The following is a 21373-nucleotide window of genomic DNA, read 5'->3' as shown; positions in this document are numbered from 1 at the left end:
AATAAGGAGCTAGTCTTGAAAAATTTAATCACTCGACTTTTTATTGTCCTTTTTACTCTTTTTATGCCATCAGGATTTATTTTTGCTGAGGCTAATGGAGAAATAGGCTCAATAGAAGGTGTAAAAAGCATTAGCTTAGCGCAAGCTCAAGAAATGCTAGATCAAAATAATACTTATTTTTTTGATGTCAACTCAGAGCAAGATAGACAAGCTAATGGCTATATACCTAATTCCATATCAACCTATGTGGAAAATTGGCAAAATTTACTACCTAATGACAAAAATGCAAATTTAGTATTTTATGGTTTAAATCGTTTTAGATTTGAAGCTTCTCAAGCTGCTGCAGTTGCTATAGAACTTGGCTATAAGAACTCTGTTGTAATGCTTGATGGCATTGAATCATGGATAACTTCAGGTAGAAAAGTTGAAAAAATAGACACAGTTAAATGGGAAAAAGCTAAAGAAATTATCGAGTTTAAAGATACTATCCACTCAAGATTTAAATTTAGCAATACCCCATCTTGTCGTGATTGTCATGCTCAAAAAGGTAAAGGCATTAGAGCTGATATTGCAGCAAGTAAAAACTTAATCAATCAAAAATGCGCAACTTGCCATGAAAAAGCAAGCAATGCTTTGGCAAAAAGCGCTCATGGAGTAGAAAAGTTCTTACCTGCTCAAGATATGCAAAAGAAAAAAGAAAAACCATCTTGTGCGACTTGTCACTCTATTCATGTTACCCCAAAACATTCAGGAATTTATTCACAAAAACAATTAGTCGATCAAAAATGCGCACAATGTCATAAACAAAAAAGCACAACTTTTCATATGACTTTCCATGGTAAAGGTATGGTATTAAGCACACCAGGTGAAACTCCAAGTGTTGCTACTTGTTCTGATTGTCATGGCAAACACAATATTTTAAAATCAAGTGAAAGAAGCTCAACTCTCTCGCCAATAAACCGTGTTCAAACTTGTAAAACATGTCACCCAAATGCAAATGAAAATTTCGTAAATTGGATGGCACATGCTGATCATAGTGATGGAGAAAAATATCCTGGATTACATGGTGCTTATATATTTATGACTATTTTGGTAATTTCTGTATTTGTTTTCTTTGGAGCTCATACTATACTTTGGTGCTTGCGTTTAATTGCTATGCGTATAAAATATCCTAAAGAATGGAAAGAAGCAAGAAAAGCAGCACATGAAGATAAAGTAAGAATAAGAAGATTTAGCACTTTCCATAGAATTCAGCATTTCTTTATGGCAGCTAGCTTTTTGGGTCTTGCGTTCTCAGGCTTACCACAAAAATTCTATGATTCAGCGTGGGCTAAACCTATGATTGATTTAATGGGTGGAGATATCATTAATGCAGCAACCATACATCATATTTCAGCTATAGTAATGTTTGCAGTATTTTTCTCTCACATTGGAGAAATCATCATTGTAAATTGGAAACGCCGTGATGTAGCAAGAGATCCAATCACTGGCAAAATAAGCTTTATGAAAGTTTTAAAAGCTACTTTTGGTCCTGATTCTTTAATGCCAAATTGGCAAGATTTTAAAGATATGAAAGATCATTTTAAATGGTTTTTTGGTTTTGGACCAAGACCGCAATTTGACCGCTGGACTTATTGGGAAAAATTTGATTATCTAGCAGTATTTTGGGGTATGTTTATTATTGGTATTTCAGGGCTTATTTTATGGTTTCCTGCTTTCTTTGGTAAATTTTTACCAGGTGAAGCAATCAATTTAGCAACCCTACTTCACTCTGATGAAGCTTTACTTGCTACAGGATTTATTTTTGCAATTCACTTCTTTAATACACATTTTAGAGCAGATCGCTTCCCTATGGATATGGTGATTTTCTCAGGAAATGTTAGCGAAGAAGAGATTAAACAAGAAAGAAGCGTATGGTATAAACGCTTAAAAGAAAGTGGAAAATTAAGCACTTTATATGAAAATAAAAGTAATTTCAAAGCATATCAATGGCTAGCTAAACTTGCAGGATTTGCAATGCTAATCACTGGTTTGGTATTTTTATTTTTAATGCTTTATACTTTCTTTAACACTATCTTATAACCTTATTCGCTATAATAGCGAATAAGGACTTTTCCTAACTTTTTCAAGGATTTTAAATGTTTAAAACAATACTCACACTTAGTTTTTTAAGTATTTTTTTTACAGCTTGTTCTAATGAAGAAAAACTTGATTCTAATTTAATCTCAAATGGCACACAATTTTCTAAAGAAAATTTACAAAAAGCAAATGATTTAGATAAAAAATCTTATGAAGAAATAGCTCATTTATTTAAAGATAATACAAATATAAAAAGTGATGATAAAAATATTTTAATCATTTTTAGCGCAAATCACTGCCTTTATTGTGATAAATTAAAAGAAGAGATTAAAAATGATAAAAAAATACAAGAACTTATAAAAGAAAAATACAGCTCATATTATATAAATATAAGCTATAAAAAAATTCATACATTTTATAAAAACCATAAAAGCGACTTAAGTACAGCTGAACTTTCTAGTATTTATGATATAGTAGCCACCCCTACTATTGTAATTTTAAACAAAAACAGCCAAACTTTGCTAAATTATCCTGGTTTTATTAGCGCAAAAAGATTAAGCGCCACAATGGAGTTTTTAAACCAAAAAGAAAATCAAAATTTAGACGAAGCAACCATAGCACAAAAACTTATACATTTTTATAAAGAAAATAATATTTAAAGGTTAAAAATGCAGTATTTTTTTTCTTTTGCAATGAGTTTTTTGCTAATGAGCATATATGCTATAGCTTGCGCTGTAGCAACCTTTATAGAAAATGATTTTGGTATTAGCGCAGCTAAAGCTTTGATTTATAATAATGCTTGGTTTGATATGTTGCATTTATTACTAGGTTTAAATTTAATCGGAGTGATATTTTATAACAAGCTTTTTCAAAAGAAAAAATACTCTATCTTACTTTTACATTTATCTTTTATAGTGATTTTAATCGGTGCTGGACTTACTAGATATTTTGGCTTAGAAGGTGGAATGCATATAAGAGAAAATCAAAATTCTAACACCATAGTTACTAGAGAAGAATTTATAAAAATTACTGATTTTGATACTAATGCTAGTTTTGAATTTCCTATTAGCTTTACCCCGCTAACTCAAAAGCATTTTGAAAAAACTATAGACCTAAATGGCGAAAAATTAATCATAAGCTCTATCAAATATACTCCACAAAAAGATTCTATCACACCTGCTAGCTTAAAATTAAATATTACTTATCAAAAAGCAAATACACAAATAATCTTAAATCCAAATTTTACAAACAAACAAGCAGTGCATTTTAACTTACAAGGAAAAGATTTTACTATCAATTGGGGACCAAGAGAAATTAAGCTTCCTTTTGCATTACACTTAAAAGATTTTATACTAGAGCGTTATTTAGGCTCTATGAGTCCATCTTCTTACACTTCAAAAATTCAAATCATAGATGAGCAAAATAATATTAACTTAGATTATGATATTTTTATGAATAATGTTCTTGATTATGGTGGATATAGATTTTTTCAAAGCTCTTATGATCAAGATGAGCAAGGCACTATACTTTCAGTTAATAAAGATCCTGGTAAAATCCCTACTTATATAGGTTATACTTTATTGATTTTAGGATTTTTATGGGTTTTATTTGATAAAAACTCAAGATTTCATCGTTTAAGTGTTTATTTAAAAAAAGGCCAAAGTTTTATATTGCTTATTTTGCTTTTTGCAAATTTACAAACTCCGCTTTTTGCACAAGAAAATAAAAATGAAATTTTAAATTTACTCTCAAATTTACAAAAGAATTCCTATGAGCATTCTTTAAATTTTGCAAAATTACTTGTGCAAGATCATAATGGTAGAATCAAACCTTTAGATACTTTGGCAATGGAGTTTGTTTATAAAATCACTCAAAAAGAAAAATTTTTAAATCTTCACTATGATCAAATTTTTCTAGCTATGATGATTTATCCTAAAGAATTTAGAAAAATCAAAATGATAGCTACAAAAACAAGCAAACTAAGAGAATTAATAGGTGCAGATATAAATGAAAAATACATAGCATTTGATGATGTGTTTGATAATGGGATATATAAACTTAGTAATTATGTTGAGGAAGCTAACCGCAAAAAGCCCTCGCTAAGAACTAGCTTTGATAAAGATTTGCTAGCCTTAGATGAAAAAATAAATCATGCATATTATATTTATAGTGGTCAAGCTTTAACTATTTTTCCTGATATTAATGAGCAAAGTTTAAAGTGGTATTCTCCGGTGCAAATTTTACCTTTTGCAAAAGAAGATGTAGAACGTTTACAAATGCTTTTAGTTAGCTATTTTTTACAAGTTCGTAATGGTGTTGAAAATAATCAATGGCAAGATGCAAATGAAATTTTACAATCCTTAAAAGACTTTCAAAATCATTATGGAAGCAGTGTTTTACCACCAAAAGAAAGATTAGATCTTGAAATACTGCTTAATCATTATAATATCTTTGATAATCTAACTTTTGTTTATATTAGCTTTGCGTTAGTTTTTTTCTTTTTAAGTTTTTATACTATATTAAAAAATATTTCTTTATCTGCCTTTGTATATAGATTTTTTTACATCATTTTAAGTATGTGTGTAATCATACATGCACTAGCTTTAATCATTCGTTGGTATGTAGGTGGGCACGCTCCTTGGAGTAATGCTTATGAAAGCATGATTTACATAGCTTTTGCTTGTGTGATAAGTGCTGTGATATTTTTTAAAAAATCACTTTTAGCTTTATGTAGTGCGAGCTTTTTAGCAGGTATTTCACTTTTTGTAGCTCATCTTGGCTTTATGGATCCTCAAATTGGAAATCTAATACCTGTTTTAAAATCATATTGGCTTAATATTCATGTTTCTATTATAACAGCAAGTTATGGATTTTTAGCACTTTGTTTTATTATAGGGATTTTGAGTTTAATTCTTTTTGCTTTAAGGGGTAAAAATAAAAATATAGATTTAAACATCACCAAACTACACTGCGTTAATGAAATGTCCATGATAATAGGGCTTGCAATGCTTACAATAGGAAATTTTTTAGGCGGAGTTTGGGCTAATGAAAGCTGGGGAAGATATTGGGGTTGGGATCCAAAAGAAACTTGGGCTTTGATTTCTATTGTAGTTTATACCATGGTATTACATTTAAGATTTATTTTCAAAACTTATTTTATTTTTGTTTTTGCAAGTGCTAGTGTTTTAGCCTTTTATAGTATATTAATGACTTATTTTGGAGTAAATTTTTATCTCTCTGGGCTTCATTCTTATGCAAATGGTGACGCCTTCCCTATACCAACTTTTATATATGTTTTGATTGTGCTTAATTTTGTTTTAATTATTAGCGCAGGAAGAAAACGGGATTTAAATACGCCTAGTTTTTAAACTAGGCTTTGTTTTTTTCTATTTCTTGAAGTGCTAGGATAAGATCTTTTAAATTTTCATAAGGAATATGAACTTTCCAATCTATTCCATTTTCCTTTTTTAAAGCCACACCTATGCTTAAGACATCATTACTTCCTACACCATAAGGATTAGAAAGATTACAAAGACTTATTTCTCCACTTTTACTACCATGTAATTCTATAGTTTTAAATATTTTTTTACTCATGTTTATCCCTAAAAGCTGTGATAATTTTTGCTTGAAATTTCAACCAATCTTTTTGAAGCATAATAGGAAAACCACCATAAACCCTAGCACCTTCTAAATTTTTAGTGACCCCGCCTCTTGCGGCTATGGTGGCAAAATCTCCTATTTCTAAATGCCCACTTGTAGCACTTTGTCCACCCATAGTGACATTTTTACCTAAAATACTTGAACCCGAAATTCCACTTTGAGCTACTATAAGACAATTCTCCCCTATTTCACAATTATGTCCTACTTGAACGAGGTTGTCAATCTTTGTACCTTGCTTTATGATAGTACTTTCAAAAACTGCTCTATCAATAGTCGTACAAGCTCCAACTTCTACAAAATCTTCTAAAATAACATTTCCATTATGATAAATCTTATAATGCTCGCCATTTTTTGTATGCGCATAACCAAAGCCATCACTACCTATAACACAATTTGCCAGCAAATGGCATTTTTTACCTATTTTAGTGTCATTATAAATCACAGCATTTGGATGGATTATAGTATATTCACCTATACTTACATTATCGCCTATATAAGCACCTGCCATTATCACTACATGATCAGCTATTTGGACATTTTCGCCTATATAAACATTTGGCATAATCTTAGCACTTTTGGCAATATTAGATTGTTTTTTTTCACTAGAGATTAAAGGTTTAGCAAAAAGCTTACTTAAAAGCGCAAAAGATAAATGTGGGTTATCAACAACTAGCTTAATACAATCTTTTGAAACTAAATTTTCAAATTCTTTTGAGATTAATATAGCCCCAGCTCCACTACTTGCGATTTTTTTAGAGTTTTTTTCTCCATCACAATAACTAAGTTCAGTAAAACTTGCATTATTCAAAGAATTCAAAGCTGTAATTTCTATATCATCTCCACAATATTCTATGCCTAAAAATTTAGCAATTTCACTAATTTTCATTTTACCTCCATTAAAATAGAACCACTTCTAACAACACTAATAGGATTATACTTTTTCATGGTTTTTAAAAAGTTATCGATATTTTTTGCATTATCACTTGCCATTACTATAATAAACTCATCATCACTATAAGTCACACTGCCATTATAAGCTTTTAATATAGCATCTAAGCCTGCAAAATTTTCATTTAAAGCAATCTTTACCAAAGCTGTTTCTTTTTCTATAAAATCACTAGAATCAATCACCTTATAAGTAGGTATGAGTTTATGAAGTTGTTTAATAATTTGCTCAAAAACTTTTTCATCGCCTAAAGTGACAATATTTATCCTTGAGAATTCTTTATCATCAAGTGGTGCAACTGTAAGAGATTCTATATTATAGCCACGTCCTGAAAAAAGCCCAACAACGCGTGATAATACCCCATGCTCATTTAATACAATGACAGAAATTACTCTTCTTTTCATTTTTTATCCTTGTTTTTATAACTAGGTAAAATCATATTATAAATTGCTCCACCTGCAGGTACCATAGGTAATACATCTTCATAACGATCTATAGCTACATTTAAAACACAAGTTTTTTTAGATTCCAAGGCTTCTTTGAAAGCTTTTTGAAATTCCTCTTTACTAAAGACATTATAACCCTCACAATGAAAACCTTTAGCAATAGTGACAAAATCAGGTTGGCTTGTTAAATCTGTATTAGAAAATCTTTCTTTATAAAACATACTTTGCCATTGTCTTACCATGCCTAAAAAAGAATTATTTAAAATGATATTAATCACTTTAATTCCATAAGCACTTGCTGTCATTAGCTCTTGTATATTCATTAAAAAAGAACCATCACCTACAAAATTTACAACCACTTCTTCACTCACAGCTAATTTAGCTCCAAGCGCAGCCGGTAAAGAATACCCCATAGTTCCTTGCCCACCGCTTGTTGCAAGTTGTCTTGCATAATTAAAAGGATAAAATTGCGCTACCCACATTTGATGTTGCCCTACATCAGTAATTATCCTTGCATCAGGAGCTAATCTAGCACATTCTTCTATAACCCATTGAGGTTTTAAAACTTCATCACTATCTTCATAGATTAAAGGATATAATTGTTGATATCTTTGTAAAGTTTTAAACCATTCTTGGTATTTTGTATTATCAAAACTTTCTTTTTTTAATTCTTCTAAGGTATCTAAAATAACACTTTTAATATCCCCAACTATAGGAAAATGCGCTTCGATGATTTTAGAAATAGAGCTTGGATCTATATCAATATGAACGATTTTTGCACCCTTGGCAAACTCACTTGTTTTACCAGTAATCCTATCATCAAACCTAGCGCCCACAGCAATGAGTAAATCACACTCACTTAAAGCAATATTTGCACAATAACTCCCATGCATACCTGCCATTTTTAAATTAAGCTCATCATCACTTCTTAAAGTCCCTAGAGCCATCAAGGTTTCAACTGCAGGAATTTGACAAAAATGAATTAATTCCCTCAACTCATCACTAGCATTAGAAGCTATACAACCTCCACCTAGGTAAAATAAAGGTTTTTGAGCATTTTTAATCAAACTTACTAATTTTTTAATTTGCTTAATATTTCCTTTATAGGTTGGCTTGTAAGTTTTCATAGAAATTTCTTTAGGATAATGCCATTTACCTATAGCGGCAGTAACATCTTTAGGTATATCAATATGCACAGGCCCTTTTCTACCTGTTGTAGCAATATAAAAAGCTTCTTTTAAAATTTTAGGTAATTCTTCAATATTTTTTACTAAATAATTATGCTTTACACAAGGCCTTGAAATACCTATAGCATCAATTTCTTGAAAAGCATCAGTTCCTATTAAAGAATTTGCAACTTGAGCTGAAATTAAAACCAAAGGTATAGAATCACTATAAGCAGTAGCTAAACCTGTAACTGTATTAGTAAAACCAGGTCCACTTGTAACTACTGCCACACCAACCTCACCACTCATTCTAGCATAAGCATCAGCACTATGCAAGGCTGCTTGCTCGTGTCTAACTAGGATATGTTTAAAATAAGTTTGCTTATAAATTTCATCATAAATATTTAAAGCCGCACCACCAGGATAACCAAAAACTACTTTAACATTTTCTTCTTTTAATGCTTCACAAATCATTTGCGAGCCATTTAGCTCTTTCATTATTTTACCTTTTTGCTTAAAATGGAAAATATTATAACGATAATTTAATAAATATTATTTTATAAGGAGAGTTTCTTGAAAAATCAAGAAACTACTTGTGCTTTTTTAGCGTATTCTATACCTAAATCAAAAGCTTTTGCATTTGCTTCTTTAGTTTTTGCAGGCACCATATCAAGCATAGTTTGTTTTAATGCATCAATATCAATGCATTTACTCATATAAGCAGCAATAGCTAGAGCAACAACTGATTGAGTAGCTACATTACCTACTTCTTCTTTAGCTATAGTAATAATAGGAATTTCAAAAATTTTCCATCTAGCATAATCTTCTTTGCTTGGATGAACTAAATTTGGCTCTACAACTATAACACCACCATCACAAACACCATCTTTAAAACTATGATAACCCTTATCAGCAGTTGAAAGCATAAAACTAACTTCACCTTCTACTGCATAAGGAAAAAAGATTTCATTTTCATCAATGATGATATCAACCTTAGTTGGCCCACCTCTAACTTGAGAAGTATAAGTAGAAGCTTTAAAAGCATTACGTCCTTCTTTAATGGCAGCTTTAGCTAAAATTTCACCTGCAGTGATAACCCCTTGTCCACCTTCACCGCAAAATCTTAATTGATATTTCATTTTAATGCTCCTAAATCAACCATTCTTTTTTCTTTTAAAGCTCTTCTAACTTCTTCATAAGCTTCGCAATATTCTACCTTGCTTTCATCTTGGTGTAAAATTCCTGTAGGAAATTTATCTGCTCTTTGCTCATAGTCTAATTGTTCAAATTTAGACTTTTCAACACAACGATTTTTAATCCAATCAAGCATGCTTACAGCTTCACCCATTTTATTTTTTCTACCAAGATTAATATGGCAGTTTGAAAATACATCTACAAAACTATAACCTTTGTGCGATAAAGCTTTAAAAATGATATTTTCAAGCTTATTTGCTTCTATAACATTTGTTCTTGCTACAAAAGAAGCCCCAGCAGCTTTAGTAAGTTCACAAGCGTCAAAATTTGGATCTATATTACCTGCTTGAGCAGTAACAGTATAAAAGCCTTGTGGGGTAGTTGGCGAAGTTTGTGAATTTGTAAGCCCATAAATAAAATTATTGATTAAAATATGGGTTAAATCTATATTTCTTCTACATCCATGAATGGTGTGATTTCCACCAATTGCTAACGTATCACCATCTCCGCTTACTACGATTACATGTTTTTTAGGATTTGCTAGTTTAATCCCTGTTGCATAGGCAATAGCTCTACCATGGGTAGTATGCACTGTATTACAATTTACATAAGAACTCATTCTACCACTACAACCTATACCAGAAACTAAGCAAACATCATCCATATTCCAGCCAAGTTTTTGAATAGCTCTAATAATAGCTTTTAAAACAACGCCATCCCCACAACCCCAGCACCATTGTGTTGGAAGTTTATCTACTCTTAAATATTCATCATAATTAAAAGCCATTTTACATATTCTCCTTTACTTTAGCAATAATTTCACTTGGGGTTATAGGGCGACCATTTGCACGGTGCAAGCTAATAAAATCATCTCTTTTACTTACTCTTTGAATTTCTTCTAAATATTGCCCCATATTAAGCTCACTTACCATAACTTTTTCAAATTTAGATACTACTTGAGCTATTTTATTCTCAGCTACTGGATAAAGGGTAATAGGTCTAAAAAGCCCTACTTTTAAACCCTCTTCTCTAAGTCTTAAGATAGCTTCTTTGGCAGATCTTGCAACGCTTCCATAAGCAATGATTAAAAACTGCGCATCATCACACATAAACTCTTCATAAGTGCAAATTTCATCGGTATTATTTTTGATTTTACCAAATAATCTTTTTATATTTTTATCTACTATCGCTCCATCTTCAGTTGGAAAACCTATATCTCCATGATGAAGCCCTGTGATATGATAACGATAACCTTCAAAGAAAGGATTTAGCGTAGCAGCTTCATTTTCCCCTGCTGCATAAGGTTTATAATCTTTTTTATCGCCCGTAAATTTTTTACGGTTAATAATTTCTAATTCTTCTAAATCAGGTAATTTTGCCTTACCATTCATATGTCCTATAGTTTCATCTAAAAGCAAAAATACTGGTGTCATGTATTTTTCAGCTAGATTAAAAGCTCTAATGGTTTCAGTGTAAGCTTCTTCCAATGAAGCAGGAGCTAAAGCTATACTTGCATAATCTCCGTGTGTTGGAGCTTTTGCTTGAAATAAATCTCCTTGTGCAACTCTTGTTGGAAGACCAGTTGATGGACCACCTCTCATAACATTTACAATTACTAGTGGAATTTCAGCTATAAAACCCAAACCAATTTGCTCAGCTTTTAAAGAAATTCCAGGCCCACTACTTGCTGTCATGGATTTTACCCCGCTCATAGAAGCACCCAAAGCCACACTAATACCTGAAATTTCATCTTCCATTTGTATAAAAGTACCATCATTTTTTGGTAGCATATGACTTAATTCATGTGCTATTTCAGAACTTGGGGTAATTGGATAACCACCAAAAAATTTACAGCCACAATCAATCGCAGCTTTTGCTACTAAAACATTACCTGTTGATATCACTTCTCTCATTATTTTTCCTATGCGTTTAATTTTTTATATTTATTTTCTTTAATAGCTTGTGCTCTTTCTTTAGCTTCTGGCGTAAGTTTTGCAAATTTAAATTCATCTCTTTTAGCAACAAAAATTGCAAAATCAGGACAATGACTTTCACATTCACTACAGCCTATACAAGAATCAGGATGAACCACTTCTATCATCTGTCCTAAAACTGCGCTGATTTCATCTCTCATTGCTAAAACTCCAGCTGGACAATAACTAACACAGATATTACAAGCTTTGCATCTTGCTTCATCAACCCAAACCGGTGTATTTTCTGGGGCTACCATTAAAATTCCTTTCTAATTTTTGTTATTTTCAATGATTTTTTATTAAAAGTTATCTTTAAAACAAACTTTTTATTATAGCGAATTTATAATATGAGTAAATATTATTTAAAATATAAAGCAAAACAAATAAATATTTATAACGCAAAGTAACATTAGGAGTAAAAAACTCCTAAAAATTATTTGTAATTATACTGAATGAGAGAATTTTCTAAGATATTTTGCTCTTGGTTATCTAACTGTAACTCCAAAATTTCAAGTACCCCATCAAGACTAATCCTTGCCATAACACCAAAAGCTTTTTCTTTTATATTATATTCTCCATCTAAAATCACACATATTGGTAAAAATTCTCCACTTTTTAAAGCTTCTATCATTCTTACACAAGCACTTGCAGGGGCTAAATATGCTGAAGTTTTTAAATATTTTATAATTTTAGCACCACCGGTTTTAACTTCTTGTTCAATTTGAGCAAGATCATATTCATTTAAAACCTCATTTAATGCTTTATTTTGCACTTTACTTTGAGATTTTACTAAAACCATGCTATCATTGTGAAAACCTATAAGCTTAGTATCTATATAAGAAGTTTTTATATTTAGTTTTTTACCCACTTCATATTTAAATCTAGCATTATCTAAAACACCTGCCATGGCAATGATTTTTTTTGATGAAAATAATTTGCTTTCATAAAGAGCATTAAGTAAAAAATCCACAGGGTTACTTACTATGATAAACAAAGGATCGTTATTAAATTTTTTAATATTTTTTGCACACTCAAGCATAATTTTAGAATTAATAGCAAAAAGCTCATCTCTACTTTGACCTTCTTTTCTAGCTACTCCCGCACTAAAAACAACCACTTGAGAATCTTTTGAATGTGCATAATCATCTGTGCAAGTTATTTTAATATCAAAATTAAAAGCAGCTATACTCTGACTTAATTCTAATTCTCTAGCAAAAAGCAAATCTTTATTAATATCAATTAAAACAAGCTCATCAACCAACTCCCTTAAAATCAAAGCATAAGCAGTGCTTACACCAACATTTCCTGCACCTATGATGGTGATTTTCATTTTTTCTCCTTTTTGTATTTATTTCACTAAATTAGCCGGCAATTCAAAAATATTTTTAATTAAATGATAAGGAAGTTGCAAGCTTTGTGCAATAAGCTGGGTCTTAAATTCAGGGTTTTCTACTGTTCCGCTTAATTTAATTTGCGTGCTAATTTGTCTATCTTTGCCTAATATGATTTGATTAATGATAGGAACTTTAGAAATAACTGAACTTGCTGATTTTAACGTTCTAAGCTCTAATAAACCATCTACTTGATTATTTCTTAAGTTGATTTTAACTTGACCTAGCACATCTGCACTATCGCCATTAAAATTAAGTGCGTCTATCTCAAAAAGATCTTTTTTACGGTTAAAACTTATACCAGCATTTTCAACACTAAAGCCTTTTTCATTAAAAGTTGGAGCTTTAAATAAAAGCAAACTAGGTATGGTATCAATAAAACTTAAAAGCTGTTGATGGAATTTCAAATCTTTTAAATAAGTATCTTTAAATAAGAACTTACCTTTAAAAAAATCAGTACTATTACCATCTATATAAAGATTAAACTCACCTTTTTCAAAAACATTTTGACGCATAAAAGTGTTTAAAAAATCATCATCCATTTTTAAAGCTCTAATTTGCATTTGATTTTCTTTAAGCAAAAAATCAAATTTAGATTCATTTCTATTTGCCCAAGCTTTCACGTAATCTTTTTTAATTTTAGCGTCAAATTGATCAAAATCTAAGGTTTTATTAAAATCTTTCAAAATTAAATCTATATTTTTCCCGCTAATATTATAAGTTGAATTTTCAAGGGTATCTAAAGTATTTTCCGTATCTTGCTGAGAAATTAACAAATTAATATTATTTAAAGTAATATTCACATCATCATTATCTTTTTGTGCAAAAACACTACCACTTGCACTAGTTAAATTAAAATCATCACCTTTTATTTTTATGCTAAAACTATCATATTCATAAGGATTGTTATCTTTATAGAGTAAAAATGATTCAAAAGTAGTATTATTAATATCTACATTAAAATCTTGGAAATTTAAAGTGTTTAAAGATAATTCACCATCATGCACTTTATTTTTTTGCATTAATTTAGAATAATTTTTATATTTTGCAAGTTTTTCAACAAAAACAGACATACCTTTATCAAAATTTAAAGTTGTAGTAAATTCTTTATTATATAAACTAATATTTTTGTCAAAATCAAGGCTTAAATCAAGAATTTTATTTTCCATTTTTAAGCTCTCTTGTGGTAATTCTAAGTTTGTTATAAAGGTTTTAAAATCACCTTTTTTCTGTTTTAAATTAACACTTGCATTAAAATCACCGTTAATCATACTACTTTGCACACTTGCATTTTGTATATCTAGCTTATCTTTTTTTAAAGTAAGATTTGCTTGAGCTATCTTAAAATCACTTATATTTATATTTGAATTAATAATATTAAAACTACCATTATAAGTAGTTTTCTCAGGATGATCAAAAGGAATTTTCAGTGTTAAATCAGTCTTTGTGACACCATTATTTTGTAAAAATGGTAATTTTATATCGTATAAAAGCAAAATTTTATTAACCCTATAATCAGCTCTAGCATTATCACTTTTAATGCGTATATAAATTCCTGCTTTTTCATTTAGCATATTATCTATATAAATTTGACTTTGAGCTAAATCATAATTATTAAAACGCAATTCATCGTAAATAAAATCAAGTCTTTGTTTTGCAAATTCAAGTCTTACAAAAGGACTTACGATAGGATCTATTCCTTTATCTAAAACTACTTTTAAATTATTTACATAACCTTTAGCATTGATATCATTTAAATAATATCTATGTTTTCCAAAATCTGCAAAACCGGTTAATTTTTCTATAAAATAAAAATCAGCCTTTACCTTACCACCCACCCAAAGAGCAAGATTAGAAGGTAAATCCACTCCATTTTCTACTAAAATATCAAAAATTTGTGAAATGTTATTTGAGCTTATATTTTCTAATTCATAAGCAATCTCTTCTCTTTTGAGTGAAAATTTAACATCACTTCTTAAAAAATCACTATCAATTTTACCTTTAAAAGTATAAAATTTTGTCTTAGGATTGATAAGCAAGGAGCCGACTATACTAAGGTTATGATCTTTTAAAAGAAAATTATCAATATTAGCTTGTATATTTTTATCACTAATTTTTAAATTCACTTTTACTAAAAGATTTTTACTATTTACAAAGAATAGATTATTTTTATAAATTAACTCCACAGGATAGTTATTAACAAGTATTTCATCGATATTGATTTCTTGAAAAAACCAATAAATATATTTTACATCTTTGATAAGCTGCACAGCTTTACTTGCGCTAGTTTCATTTTGAGTACTTTGACTTTGAGAATTTACTACGACTTTTTTAGCATTTAAAATGAGTTTTTTATCTAATTTAATATATAATTTCTCCAAATTAATAGAAGAAAATTCTAATTTTTCTATGTAAATTCCATTTTTGAGGTAAATAAACAAAGCAATGAAAAGTATCATAGGTAATGCTAAAAATTTAAGAATTTTTTTAATATGTTGTGATTTGATTTTAATTTTTCTTTTATCCATTTTTTATTATCTACTTTTACCTATAAAAACAAACTCTGTAGTTTTTATACCACAAGGTTCTGTTAGCAAGATTATAACGCAATTAGATAAAAATAACTATAAAATGAGCAGTATTGATAAATATACTTTATATTTTTTGGGCCATCCGCAATCTGGCTGGATAAATATAGGCACAAAAGAATTAAATAGAGTTGAATTTTTACATAAGCTTACCGTTGCTAAAGCAGCGCTTGAAACTATTACTTTAATTCCTGGAGAAACGACTGAAATTTTCTTTGAAGAATTAGCACCAAAATTAAATTTAAATGCCAAGACTTTAATGCAAGAATTTTACAAACAAAGTCCTTTTAAAGAAGGTATGCTTTTTCCTGAAACTTATAAAATTCCAAAAGGTATCACAGAAGAGCTTTTGGTAAAATATCTTTTAGCTTATTCTACAAATGAATTTAAAAAACTTTCTTATAAAATTTTTAGAGAATATAATGAAAAAAAATGGCATGAGTATATCATTATAGCGTCCATTATACAAAAAGAAGCAGCGAGCAATGAAGAAATGCCTATAGTTTCATCTGTGATTAGAAATCGTTTAAGAAAAGGTATGAAGCTTCAAATGGATGGAACATTAAATTATGGAAAATACTCTCATGAAAAAATTACTCCACAAAGAATAAGATCAGATAATAGTTCTTATAATACTTATAAATTTAATGGCATACCAAAAGAAGCTGTGTGTAATGTTTCATTTGAAGCTATTAAGGCAGCCATTTTTCCTGCTAAAACAGAATATTTATACTTTGTAAGAGATAAAAAAACCAATAAGCATATTTTTACCTCTACTTTAAAAGATCATAATAAGGCAATAAGAAATTGATTATAAAATTTCTCTTTGCCCTTTTGCATCAGGTTCACTTAAAACACCTGTTTGTGAAAGTTGTTCTATGATATTTGCTGCGCGGTTGTAACCTATTTTTAAGCGTCTTTGCAAATAAGAAATACTAGTTTTTCTATCTTCTAAGATCACAGCCTTTGCCTCTTCATAAAGCTCATCTAAATCCCCATCATCAAATTCACTTCTTTTATAAGCTCCATCTTGGCTATCATCTTTTAAAAAACTCTCATCATATTCCACTACTTGTTGAGCTTTTAAAAACTCTACTATATTCTCTATTTCATTTTCACTTGCAAAAGGTGCATGTAAACGCACTAAACCACTCATACCAGGAGGGGTAAATAAACAATCTCCACGCCCTAGTAGGCTTTCAGCGCCCATAGAATCTAAAATAACCTTAGAATCTATCTTTTGCCCTACTTTATAAGAAATTCTACTTGGTAAATTTGCTTTTACAACACCAGTAACAACATCTACTGAAGGGCGTTGCGTAGCTACAATTAAGTGAATTCCACTTGCTCTTGCCATTTGCGCTAAACGACCTATATAAAACTCTACATCCTTACCCGCAGTCATCATTAAATCAGCCAACTCATCAATAATCACTACGATAAATGGTAAGATTTCGCCACCTTGTTCTTTGATTTTTTCATTGTAATTTTCTATATTTTTAGTTTTTGCTTCAGCCATCAAACGATACCTGCGCTCCATTTCAGCTACCATATTCGATAAAGCATTTACCGCCTTTTTAGGATCAGTAATTACCGGTGTAAGTAAATGTGGTATATCATTATAAATACTAAATTCAAGCATTTTGGGATCTATCATCATAAGTCTTAAAGTTTTTGGTGAATTTCTATAAAGCAAAGATAAAAGCATAGAGTTAATTCCCACACTTTTACCGCTTCCTGTAGTTCCTGCTATTAAAAGATGAGGAAGCTTTTTAAGATCTGTGATGAAAGGATCGCCTACTATATCTTTACCCAAAGCTATGGTTAAAGGTGAGCTAGAATTTTTAAATACCTCACTTTCTAAAATTTCTCTTAAGTAAATCGTATCAATTTTTTCATTTGGAACTTCAATTCCCACTACATCTTTACCTGGAATTGGAGCTTGAATTCTTATAGTTTGAGCTTTTAAAGCCATAGCTAAATCATCTTGTAAAGATAAAATTTTACTTACTTTAACATCTGCTGCTGGACGAAATTCAAAAGTAGTTACAACAGGACCTGTGTAAGTTCTAACTACATCGCCACCTATTTTAAAACGTCTTAATTTTTCAAGTAAATCATAAATTTTTCTATCGATTTCTTCTTCATTGATTTCACTTTTGCCTTCTTTTGGCATAGTTAAAAAATCTAAAGGTGGCAAAGAAAAATCTTTTGGTTTTTCAAAATTTCCAAAGTCAAGATCTTTTAATAAAGCTTTATTTTCACTCACTTCATTAGCGATAGAATGGTGTGTTTTATTTTCTACTACTTCTACTATAGGCTCTTGAGTAATTTCAAATGGAACTTTTTCTTCTTTAACTTCATTTTGCACTTCTTCTACTACAAAAGGACTTTCATAGTTTCTTTTACCTCTTAGTTCTTCTATACTAACAGGCTTAGTAAAATCATCTTCACTAAAATCAAGTTCTTTTACTTCATTTTGCGGGATAAAATCCTCATCTTTAAAATCTTTTACCCCTAAAAAGCTAGTTTTATTTTGAATTTTTTTAAACTCAGCTTCTTTTTGTGCTTCTATAGCATTTAATTCTTCAATTTTTTTAAAATCCTCATTAAGTTCTTCTAAAATTTTTTCTTTTTGTAAAGCTTTATACTCTTCTAGTAATTTAGCTTTTTGCAGCATTTGCTCACGCTCTTTAAGCTCTTTGGCAAATAAAGAATTTTCTTCTATCACTTCTTCTTTGTTTTCATTTAAGTCCATATTACGTCTTTTATAACTTGGCTCATCTAAATTTTTACTTTTTAAAGTTTGAGTATAAATATCTTCACTATTATTTTTATATTTTGACAAATACTCTTCAGGGGTCATTTCATCTTCCTTTATATTTATTTGACTAGCTTTTTGAGCAAAACTTGCGATAGGCTCTGAAAGCTCATGAATATAACTTGAGCTTAATTTTTTATCCTCTTCGCTAATTATCACTTCTTCTAATTCTTGGTTTTTCAAATCTTCAAGATTGAATTTTTTATTTTCTTGAGTCTCTTGTTTTGATAGATCTTCCTTTTTAATGGGCTCTTCTTTTTTCTCTTTGATTAAAAGCTCTTGCTTAAGTTTTTCTTGCTCTTCTTTGGTTTCATTTTCATACTTATCACCACCAAAAAAGCCAAAAATTTTATTTTTAATTAAAGTTTCAAGTTTTAAATAAAAATCAAAATCAAGATCTATTTTAAACACTTCTTTGATAATTTGCGGAAAAGAAATACTAAAAGCAAAAGTTAAAAGCAAAATCACCAAGATTAAGCTACCTATTTTTCCAAAAAGTCCATCTAAAATCACAAACATAGCAGAAGCTATATAACCTTTATCTTGCAAAAATGCTGAAGCAAAAATAAGCGAAGCAAAAATGCAAGTAAAGATAGCTACACTAAATCTACGCTCAATAAGTTCAAAGTTATAATCATTTTTATATAAAAGATAATTAAACCAAAAAAAGACAAAAGGATAAAATTTAGTCAATGAGCCAAATAAAAAATAGCTAAGTTTTGCTAAAGAGTATCCTATAATACTTACTAAAGCTTGATCAGGTATCAAAGCACTTAAACAAAAATAAAAAATAAAAACATTAGAAATGATAAAAATAGCTTCTTTTTTTATAACACATCCTTTTATAAAGAAAAAAGCTATTATATCAAAAATTATAAGTAGTTTAATAAACTCATTTGAGAAATTTTAGAAGTAGCTGAAAGCATAGCTTGATAAGAAACCATAGTTTGCATAAACATCATATATGTTTGCCCATAATCAGCATCAGTCACTCCACTTTTTATAGAAGCAACATTAACATTTAAAAAAGTCATTCTTTTGTTTGTTTCTTCTATATTGTTAGTATAAGCTCCTATGGTTGTTTGCATTTTTCTAACATGATCTTGTAAATGATCAATCCTTTCTAATGCTCCTTGTAAACCTGTATTTCTAGGATCACTTCCTTCTGAATCAGCCCTCATATTACCATTTAAAACTGCATCTATCATCTCATCTAAATCTTTAATCAAATCAATATTTGGATCATCGATAGTTAAAGAATTATTTGCACTAAATACAAAACCTGAACCATTGCTTACTTCTCCTGCTGGGGGAAAGCCGCTATTTGAATTTGAATCTTTAATAGTAAGACCTATATTTGTATTAGTTGAAAATTTATCAGTAATACTTATACGACCTTTATAATCCATACTAACTTCAACAAAACCCTTAGAATCAGCTATGTCTTGCTGAATAGTTTGAAAATCATTATTGTTAATAGTTCCGTTTGCATTTGGAGTAATAGTTGCTGTAGGAACATTATCGCTTGCAAACATACCTATAATATCATTTAACTGACCATAAGTAATATCTTCAGGTCTTGTTTGCATACCCACTGAGGTTCCAGTTGCTTCATTATATTGAGAATGAGTAATAGGAAAACTTATGGTTTGACCCGGATTATTTGGATCAGGATAACTTACAGTAGAATTTTCTAAATCAATAGTTACATTATATTTTTGACCGCTTCTAGAAGTGATTTCCATTTGAAGTTGTTGGCCATCCATACTGCCATTAGCATTTGCAACGACTTCACTTAATTTTGTACTATCGGTAGCATACTCACTAGTGCCTTTAATCACTTGAGAAACATTTCCAAAAACAGTATTGCCATCTTTTTCAAAAGGCACATCAAAATCAGCTCCATTGGTTTTATTACCATTGATATTGCTTTTTATAAAGTCTGTTTTGTGTATATCTACAGTAAATTGCTCGCCATTTACTTCAATGGTAACTGGACTTTTAGTATTATTTAAATCTCCACCATGTGCTGCTTGCATGATACGATTAGTCACTTCATCCATGCTGATACCCTCAGCAGCAGCGGCAGCACTTAAAGCTTTGATTTGATCTGCATCCTGAAGTTGTGGTGTCATAGCAACTGCATGAAAATCTAAAGAACTATTGCCTTCTTGTAAATTTTTAATTTCTATTTGGCCGCTATCATTCATAGTCACTTCGACAACTTTATTTGCATCCGTGTTACCATATAATTTACCAATATTTTCTAAAACATCACCTATTTTATCTTCAGGCCCTACATTGATAGTTGCTTTAAAGCTTGTTCCATCAGGTCTGACACCTTGAATATACATTGATGAACTTGGGAAAGGCAATTTACTATCTGCATAATCAAAATCTTTATCAGGATCAAGTCCGCCATTTTGTACATAATTTTGACCTATAAGATAGGAAAATTTAGATTCTTCATTTAGATATTTTTTTTGCTCAGGATTAGAATTAACATCATATCTACCATCTATCATTGACACATTTGTAGAGATAATCTTATTAATATTCGAATCAGGTTTAAAAAATAAATCCCAACCAGGTATGTTATAAGGAATTTGAGTACCAGCGCCACTTACTACGAAAATATTATCTTTATTACCAGTATAATTTCCAAATTTATCAAAAGGCTTTGTAGCTGTATTAGATCCTGCAAATAAATATTGTCCATTAATACTAGTATTTGCGATATTTACAATAGAATCTCTTACAAGTTTAAGTTCTTTTGCTATAGCCTCTCTTGAAGTTTGAGAATTTCCATCACTAGAAGCTTTTACTAAAAGCGTTTTAAATTTTTCCAAAAGTTCGGTGATATTTTTTAAAGCCGTATCAGTATTTTTTGCCATTTCTTGTGCTGCTTGGGTTCCTTGAATAATCTGACCTATATTTGCCATCTCATATTCTAATCTTGAACCATTAATATAAACATTTGCATTTTCCCAAGAATGCTGAATAAGCTGACCTGTTTGTAATTGCAAATTATATTTATTCAACAAAGATTGCCCATCTGTATAGTTTTGTATGGAAGTATAGTAGTTATACTGATTACTAATTCTCATTG

The 21373-nt window shown here is 30.0% G+C and carries 15 protein-coding genes and 1 pseudogene; 4 read left to right on the top strand and 12 right to left on the bottom strand.

Annotated elements, in window-relative coordinates; all coding sequences use genetic code 11:
- The first annotated feature begins 63 nt into the window (after positions 1 to 63).
- From L8V82_RS01270 to ccsA, 3 genes are read left to right on the top strand one after another with little or no spacing between them, the layout of a single operon-like run.
- Complete coding sequence (locus L8V82_RS01270) at positions 64 to 2082, top strand: rhodanese-like domain-containing protein (RefSeq protein WP_412175306.1); 2019 nt, start codon at positions 64 to 66, stop codon at positions 2080 to 2082.
- A gap of 56 nt (positions 2083 to 2138) precedes the next feature.
- The gene (locus L8V82_RS01265; RefSeq protein ID WP_263723724.1) at positions 2139 to 2738 is read left to right on the top strand and encodes a SoxW family protein; all 600 of its coding nucleotides are present in this window, start codon (positions 2139 to 2141) and stop codon (positions 2736 to 2738) included.
- 9 nt (positions 2739 to 2747) lie between these two features.
- On the top strand, positions 2748 to 5447 hold the full coding sequence (gene ccsA, locus L8V82_RS01260; protein WP_263723723.1) for a cytochrome c biogenesis protein: 2700 nt from the start codon (positions 2748 to 2750) through the stop codon (positions 5445 to 5447).
- A gap of 1 nt (position 5448) precedes the next feature.
- Here the strand turns inward: ccsA and L8V82_RS01255 are convergent, their stop codons facing one another.
- The 10 genes from L8V82_RS01255 to L8V82_RS01210 all read right to left on the bottom strand — a co-directional run bounded on the left by L8V82_RS01255 (position 5449) and on the right by L8V82_RS01210 (position 15314).
- Positions 5449 to 5673 carry a hypothetical protein gene (locus L8V82_RS01255; RefSeq protein WP_263723722.1) on the bottom strand — a complete coding sequence of 75 codons (225 nt, stop codon included), beginning with the start codon at positions 5671 to 5673 and terminating at the stop codon, positions 5449 to 5451.
- Positions 5666 to 6625, bottom strand: a complete 960-nt coding sequence (gene lpxD / locus L8V82_RS01250; protein WP_263723721.1) for a UDP-3-O-(3-hydroxymyristoyl)glucosamine N-acyltransferase — start codon at positions 6623 to 6625, stop codon at positions 5666 to 5668. The genes L8V82_RS01255 and lpxD overlap by 8 nt, the downstream gene beginning before the upstream one ends.
- On the bottom strand, positions 6622 to 7089 hold the full coding sequence (gene ilvN / locus L8V82_RS01245) for an acetolactate synthase small subunit (RefSeq protein ID WP_039628356.1): 468 nt from the start codon (positions 7087 to 7089) through the stop codon (positions 6622 to 6624). The genes lpxD and ilvN overlap by 4 nt, the downstream gene beginning before the upstream one ends.
- On the bottom strand, positions 7086 to 8795 hold the full coding sequence (locus tag L8V82_RS01240; protein ID WP_263723720.1) for an acetolactate synthase large subunit: 1710 nt from the start codon (positions 8793 to 8795) through the stop codon (positions 7086 to 7088). Before L8V82_RS01240 ends, ilvN begins: the two co-directional genes overlap by 4 nt.
- An 83-nt stretch (positions 8796 to 8878) precedes the next feature.
- Positions 8879 to 9436, bottom strand: a complete 558-nt coding sequence (locus tag L8V82_RS01235; protein ID WP_039618370.1) for a 2-oxoglutarate:acceptor oxidoreductase, gamma subunit — start codon at positions 9434 to 9436, stop codon at positions 8879 to 8881.
- On the bottom strand, positions 9433 to 10278 hold the full coding sequence (locus L8V82_RS01230) for a 2-oxoglutarate ferredoxin oxidoreductase subunit beta (RefSeq protein ID WP_115645582.1): 846 nt from the start codon (positions 10276 to 10278) through the stop codon (positions 9433 to 9435). The genes L8V82_RS01235 and L8V82_RS01230 overlap by 4 nt, the downstream gene beginning before the upstream one ends.
- Position 10279: 1 nt before the next feature.
- Entirely contained in the window at positions 10280 to 11404 is a 1125-nt protein-coding gene (locus tag L8V82_RS01225; RefSeq protein WP_214127234.1) for a 2-oxoglutarate synthase subunit alpha, read from the bottom strand.
- Positions 11405 to 11412: 8 nt separating this feature from the next.
- Positions 11413 to 11727, bottom strand: coding sequence for a 2-oxoglutarate:acceptor oxidoreductase, delta subunit (locus tag L8V82_RS01220; RefSeq protein WP_039628359.1), 315 nt, complete (start codon positions 11725 to 11727; stop codon positions 11413 to 11415).
- A 170-nt stretch (positions 11728 to 11897) separates the two neighbouring features.
- On the bottom strand, positions 11898 to 12794 hold the full coding sequence (locus tag L8V82_RS01215) for a malate dehydrogenase (protein ID WP_263723718.1): 897 nt from the start codon (positions 12792 to 12794) through the stop codon (positions 11898 to 11900).
- An 18-nt stretch (positions 12795 to 12812) separates the two neighbouring features.
- Positions 12813 to 15314, bottom strand: a complete 2502-nt coding sequence (locus L8V82_RS01210; RefSeq protein ID WP_263723717.1) for an AsmA-like C-terminal domain-containing protein — start codon at positions 15312 to 15314, stop codon at positions 12813 to 12815.
- Here L8V82_RS01210 and mltG point away from each other — a divergent pair.
- Positions 15301 to 16254: an endolytic transglycosylase MltG gene (gene mltG / locus L8V82_RS01205; protein WP_047208315.1), complete on the top strand. Its 954-nt coding sequence runs from the start codon at positions 15301 to 15303 to the stop codon at positions 16252 to 16254. The two genes, L8V82_RS01210 and mltG, sit on opposite strands and share 14 nt — an antisense overlap.
- Here mltG and L8V82_RS01200 read toward each other — a convergent pair.
- A pseudogene (locus L8V82_RS01200) lies at positions 16255 to 18183 on the bottom strand (DNA translocase FtsK); the annotation flags it as partial. It abuts the gene before it with no gap.
- A gap of 953 nt (positions 18184 to 19136) precedes the next feature.
- Complete coding sequence (flgL, locus tag L8V82_RS01195; RefSeq protein ID WP_263723715.1) at positions 19137 to 21371, bottom strand: flagellar hook-associated protein FlgL; 2235 nt, start codon at positions 21369 to 21371, stop codon at positions 19137 to 19139.
- Positions 21372 to 21373: the final 2 nt, after the last annotated feature.

It is taken from the genome of Campylobacter sp. IFREMER_LSEM_CL2151 (assembly GCF_025771725.1).
GTDB lineage: Bacteria > Campylobacterota > Campylobacteria > Campylobacterales > Campylobacteraceae > Campylobacter_D > Campylobacter_D lari_C.
This window is presented reverse-complemented; position numbering and strand designations above follow the sequence as displayed.